Source organism: Dietzia sp. CW19 (genome assembly GCF_014145265.1).
In the GTDB taxonomy this organism is placed as follows: domain Bacteria; phylum Actinomycetota; class Actinomycetes; order Mycobacteriales; family Mycobacteriaceae; genus Dietzia; species Dietzia natronolimnaea.
In genome coordinates this window covers 1-5342 of the sequence record NZ_JAALEE010000298.1, presented here as the reverse complement: position 1 = coordinate 5342, position 5342 = coordinate 1, and the positions used below count along the sequence as shown (strand labels likewise).

5 protein-coding genes are annotated in these 5342 nt (G+C 72.2%); 1 reads left to right on the top strand and 4 read right to left on the bottom strand.

Annotated elements, in window-relative coordinates:
• The 4 genes from G6021_RS09535 to G6021_RS09520 form a co-directional block, all read right to left on the bottom strand.
• The coding region (locus tag G6021_RS09535) for an ABC transporter ATP-binding protein (protein WP_182641153.1) at positions 1 to 466 on the bottom strand (466 nt) is incomplete at its 3' end.
• The gene (locus G6021_RS09530) at positions 463 to 2022 is read right to left on the bottom strand and encodes an iron ABC transporter permease (protein ID WP_259846280.1); all 1560 of its coding nucleotides are present in this window, start codon (positions 2020 to 2022) and stop codon (positions 463 to 465) included. The genes G6021_RS09535 and G6021_RS09530, both read right to left, overlap by 4 nt.
• Before the next feature lie 55 nt (positions 2023 to 2077).
• Complete coding sequence (locus G6021_RS09525; protein WP_179524757.1) at positions 2078 to 3103, bottom strand: iron ABC transporter substrate-binding protein; 1026 nt, start codon at positions 3101 to 3103, stop codon at positions 2078 to 2080.
• A 100-nt stretch (positions 3104 to 3203) separates the two neighbouring features.
• On the bottom strand, positions 3204 to 4610 hold the full coding sequence (locus G6021_RS09520) for an NAD(P)H-quinone dehydrogenase (RefSeq protein WP_179524756.1): 1407 nt from the start codon (positions 4608 to 4610) through the stop codon (positions 3204 to 3206).
• 153 nt (positions 4611 to 4763) lie between these two features.
• Between G6021_RS09520 and G6021_RS09515 the strand changes: the two genes are divergently transcribed.
• Entirely contained in the window at positions 4764 to 5300 is a 537-nt protein-coding gene (locus tag G6021_RS09515; RefSeq protein ID WP_182641152.1) for a gamma-glutamylcyclotransferase, read from the top strand.
• Positions 5301 to 5342: the final 42 nt, after the last annotated feature.

Sequence of the window (5342 nt, the reverse complement as noted above, 5' to 3'; positions counted from 1 at the left end):
GCGCGACCCGCTGTTGCTGCCCGCCGGACAGCCGGGAGGGACGGTCGTCGGCCCGGTCCGCCAGCCCCACCAACTCGAGGACCTCACGGACCCGGGCCGCCCGCTCGGCGCGGCTGCGCCACCGCGCCACGGGATCGACCGGTACGAGTCCGAACCCGACGTTCCGGGCCACGGACAGGTGCGGGAACAGGGCGCCCTGTTGGGGGACCAGACCTATCCCGCGGTGCTGGGCGGGCAGTGGGTCCACGCGGCGTCCGTCGACGAGGATGCGTCCCGCCGAGACCGGGTGCAGCCCGGCGATCATGCGCAGCACGGTGGTCTTGCCCGACCCGGACGCACCGAGAACGGCCAGCGCCTCACCGGAGCCCACTGTCAGATCGAGGTCCCGGACGACGGTGGTGCCCCCGTACCCACCGGTCACGCCGCGGAGCTCGAGCACGCCGCCGGGGCGCTTCCTCACCGTCATGTGGCACCCACCTGTGTCTCCTCCGAACGGGCCGCGATGGCGGTCCGTGCCGGGACGCCTCGCCCGGACCCTCCCGCGCCCCACCCGAACGACCTGCCGAGGACCGCGGCGGGGATCACGGCCACGGCCACGAGCATCGCGGCATAGGGAGCGGCCTGGGAGTACGCCGCCACCTCGGTGTGGGCCCACATCGCGGAGGCCAGTGTCTCCGTCCCCGTGGGGCGCAGGAGAAGGGTCGCGGGCAGTTCCTTGGCCACGCTGAGGAACACCAGGCTGCCCCCCGCGAGGACACCCGGCATCGATAGTGGGGCGACGACGCGGAGGAAGGTCCGGAACCGGCCGGAGCCCAACGCTCCCGAGGCGTCCTCGAGCGCGGTCGGGATCGCGCCGATCGCGGACCGGACCACGCCCACGGCGAGCGGGAGGAACAGCACCACGTACCCGAACACGAGCATCGGCAACTGCTGGTACAGGCCGGGGACCAGCCGGATCCCCACGAACACCACGGCCAACCCGACCGTGATCCCGGGGAGCGCGAATCCGATCTGGGCGACCGCCTCGGTGGCCCGGGCGACCGGGCCGTTCGACCGGGCCGCGAGGATGCCGATGGGCAGGGCCAACACGATCGTCACGAGCGCGGCGATGCCCGACACCCCCGCGGTGGTGGCCGCCGCCGCGAGGACCGGTCCCCACGCCACGTCCACCTCGGCGGCGGCCCGCACCCACCGGACCAGCCCGACGAGCGGGGCGAGGACGCCACCGGTCAGGACGAATCCGACGACCACGAGCGCCGGCGTTCTGAACCGCCCGAGCGGGACCCGGTCGGGAAGGGAGTCCACACCGGCACCGACCCTGGCGACCTCGCCCCGTCGGGCCCGCCGCTCTCCCACCATCACCACCAGCGCCACCAGGATGAGCACGCAGGCCAGCACCGCCGCGGGCACCCGGTCGAACGAGGCGCGGTAGCTGTGGTAGATCCCGACGGTGAACGCCTCGTACCGCAGCATGGCCACGGCCCCGAAGTCGGACAGCGTGTACAGCGCCACCAGCAGCGCCCCCGCGGCGACCGCGGGCCGGATCTGACGCAACGTCACCCCGAGTACGGCCCTGACCGATCCGCGCCCCAGCGTCCGGGCCACCTCCTCCAGCCCGGGGTCCACGGCCCGCAGCGCCGCGGCCGCGGGGAGGAAGACGTACGGATAGCAGGAGATCGTCAACACGATGACGGAGCCGGGCAGGCCGAGGAACTGCGGGAAGTCCGCGACCCACAGGTAGCCGAGGACGTAGGAGGGCATCGCCAGTGGCACGCAGAGCAGTGCGCCGACCACCGGGGCCCCGGGGAGATCCGTCCTCACCGTCAACCACGCGAGCGCGACACCCACCACGACGCTGGCCGCGGTGACCAGGACCACCAGCACGACCGTGTTGACCAGCAGTTCGGCTGACCGACCGGACCGGACCACCTCGATGGCGTAGGCCGGGCCCCGTTCCCCCGCCCGGATGATCAGATAGACCAGCGGGATGAGGGCCGCGGAGCACGCCAGAGTGGCGGCCACCCCGAGGAGGGGGCGACCGCCACGCAGACGGGAACGGACGTCTATGACGGACCCGTCAGATCATGCCCACGCGCGTGAGCATCTGCTGGGTCTGCTCGAGCCCGTCGAGGTCCCCGAGGTCGATGTCGGGGCCTCCCAGGGTCTCGAGGGGGGGCAGGCCGACGGCCTCCGAGGTGATGCCCGGCACCACCGGGTACTCGCTGTCCTCCTCGAGGAAGTAGAGCTGGGCCTGCTCGCCGAGGAGTTCCTCCACCACGCGCAGGGCGTCCTCGGGCCGGTCCGTGGAGGCCAGCACGCCGACGCCGGCCACGTTGACCAGTGCGCCGGGGTCGCCCTTGGTCAGGTAGTGGACCCGGGCCCGCATGTTCTCCTCGCCCTTCTCCTGGGCGGTGTTGTACCAGTAGTAGTGGTTGGTGAGCCCGAGCTCGACCTCGCCGGTGTCGGCGGCCTCGAGGAGGGCCACGTTGTTGTCGTAGGTCCTCGGCTCGTTGGCCAGGAAGTCGCGGAGCCACTGCTCGGCCGCCTCGTCGCCGCGGTCGACCCGCAGCCCGGTGACGAACGACTGGAACGAGGCGTTGGTGGGGGCGTAGCCGACCTTGCCCCGCCACTCCGGCTCGGTGAGGGCGTCGATGGTGTCCGGCACCTCGGACTCCTCGAGCACCTCGGAGTCGTAGACCAGGACACGGGCGCGGAGGCTCGTGGCGACCCACGTCCCGTCGGTGGCCCGGTACTCGGCGGGGACCTGTGCGACCGTCGCCTCGTCGAGCCGCGTGAGCAGGCCCTCCTTGGACAACGCGCCCAGCGCGCCGGCGTCCTGGGAGAAGAAGATGTCGGCCGGGCTGGCCTCGCCCTCCTCGGCGATCTGCGCCGCCATCTCGGGGGTGCTCGCGTACCGCACCTCCAGGTCGATGCCGGTGTTCTCCTCGATCTGGGCCAGCAGCGGGCCGACGAGGTTCTCGCTGCGGCCCGAGTAGACCACCAACGCGTCCGAGTCGTCTCCGGCGCCGTCCGTGGTGCAGGCCGCCAGACCCACCACGAGCGAACCGGCAGCGGCGATCGCGGCCAGGCGGCGTCGCATCATCACGGTTCCTCCCTCACAGTCCCGGTGCCGCGTCACGGGCACCGGGTGTGAGCTTAGCCTAAACTTATCCTGGCGCTCAGGCCGGTCCACCGGCCCGGGATCAGTCCAGGTCGTCGTGCCGCATGAGCTGCCGGGCGGCCTCGGTGATCGACCCGGTCATCGAGGGATAGACGGAGAACGACCCCGCGAGGTCACCCACGGTGAGCTGATTCCGCACGGCCACGGAGACGGGCAGGATGAGCTCGGAGGCGGTCGGCGCCACGATCACCCCTCCGATGACCACACCCGAGGCGGGGCGGCAGAACAGCTTGACGAAACCGCGGCGCAGACTGCGCATCTTGGCCCTCGGATTGCCCGCCAGCGGGAACACCTCGACGCGGGCGGGGACCTCACCGCTCTCGATCTGCGCGTGGGAGATTCCCACGGTGGCGATCTCGGGCCGTGTGAACACCGCCGAGGCCACGGTGCGGAGCTTGATGGGACTGACCCCCTCGCCCAGCGCGTGGTACATCGCGATCCGGCCCTGCATCGCCGCGACGGAGGCCAACGGGAACAGATCGGTGCAGTCGCCCGCCGCGTAGATGCCGGCGGCGGTGGTCCGCGAGACGCGGTCGACCTTGATGTGACCGCTGCGCTGGACCTCGATGCCGGCGCTCTCCAGCCCGAGGTCGCCGGTGTTGGGAACCGAACCGACGCACATCAGGGCGTGCGAACCCTTGACGGTCCGGCCGTCGCCCAGTCGGACGATGATCCCGTCCTCGTGGTGTTCGACCGCGTCCGCACGCGCGTGCTTGACCAGCGAGACGCCACGCTCGCTGAGCGCCTCCTCCAGCACCAGCGCCGCGTCGGCGTCCTCGTGGGGCAGCACACGGTCGCGGCTGGACACCATGGTGACCTTGACGCCCATCTCGGTGAACGCGGAGACGAACTCGGCGCCGGTCACACCGGAACCCACGACCACCAGGTGGGAGGGGAGTTCGGTGAGGTCGTAGAGCTGCCGCCAGGTCAGGATCCGCTCCCCGTCCGGCTCGGCGCCGGAGAGGATGCGCGGGTTGGACCCGGTGGCGACCAGGACCACGTCCGCGTCGAGGATCTTCTCCCGGCCGCCGTCCAGCGACACGTGGACGCGGTGCGACGCCATGCCCGGCTGCGAGTCGTGCAGTCGCGCGGTCCCCGAGAGCAGTCGCACGCCCTCGCGCTGGAGCTGGGACCTGATGTCGGCGGACTGGGCGCGGGCCAGGGATTTGACCCGACCGTTGACCTGGCCGAGCCGGTACGCGGTGGGGTCGAAGTGCATCTCGACGCCCATCTCCTCGGCGCGACGCATGTCGGTGCGCACACCCGTGGTGGCGATGAACGTCTTGGACGGCACGCAGTCGGTCAGCACGCAGTTGCCGCCGATCCCCTCGGCGTCCACGATCGTGACGTCCGCACCGTACTGCGCGGCCACCAGCGCGGCCTCGTAACCGGCGGGTCCGCCGCCGATGATGATGATGCGCTGGGTCACAGGTGGTCCTCCACGGGTCACGGGGTCGGGGCCGGGCGCCGCGGGCCACTGTGGTGGACCGCGTCGCGTCCGCCGTACACGGTAGTCGAACCGGCGGCACGCGGCCGGAGGACGCCGGGGCCACACCCGGCGCCAGGGACTACTCTGGTCGCCGTGCCTCTCTACGCCGCGTACGGGACCAACATGCATCCCGAACAGATGAACGCCCGCGCGCCGCACTCCCCGTTCGCCGGAACCGGTTGGCTGGAGGGGTGGCGCCTGACCTTCGCGGGCGAGGACCCCACGTGGGAGGGCGCCGTGGCCACCGTGGTCGAGGACCCCGAGTCGAGGGTGTTCGTGGTGCTCTACGACGTCCCCGACGAGGATGCCCGCGCCCTCGACCGATGGGAGGGCACGGACCGGATCCCGGCCCGGAAGATCCGGGTCCGGGTGGAGCGCCGTCCCACCGTCCCCCCCGGCCCCCCGTTGGGGGCCCAGGAGTCCGAGTTCGCGGTCGCCTCGCCCTCCCCCACCGCGGCCGAGGGCACCGAGCTGGTCTGGCTGTACGTCATGGACGCCTTCGAGGGGGGCCTGCCGTCGGCGCGCTACCTCGGATTGTTGGCGGACGCGGCCGAGTGCGCGGGTGCCCCCGACTCCTACGTGCGGCAGCTGCGCACCCGGGAATCCCGCAACGTGGGCCCGGGCGCCTAGCGTCGTGCCGTCCGTCCCCCTGCCGCCCACCCCCGTGTCTCC